Annotated in this window: 1 protein-coding gene; it reads right to left on the reverse strand. The window is 46.5% G+C overall.

Features of this window, described 5'->3' with window-relative positions:
• The coding region (locus DWX59_RS28975; RefSeq protein WP_166460321.1) for a hypothetical protein at window positions 1-256 on the reverse strand (256 nt) is incomplete at both ends.

Here is a 256-nt window from a genome sequence, read left to right on the forward strand (position 1 = left end):
TGTTGTCAGCATTGTAGTTCTCTGATCCAGACTCCAGCTTATCCATGTTGATGCTGTCGCCACCGTTTATTGCTCTGTTGATGTAGTCGGTGTTGTCAGTACCCTGGGTTACGCCGTATACGATAGAAGAAGTCATGCAGATGACCACCGCAACCGCCGTCATTGCAGAAGCGATCTTCATGTAGTCGAGCTTCTTCTCTGCGACCACATAAATAAGCACGCCCAACATTATTATCATTACTATGGTAACGATAGC

Source organism: Enterocloster aldenensis, from assembly GCF_003434055.1.
GTDB lineage: Bacteria > Bacillota > Clostridia > Lachnospirales > Lachnospiraceae > Enterocloster > Enterocloster aldenensis.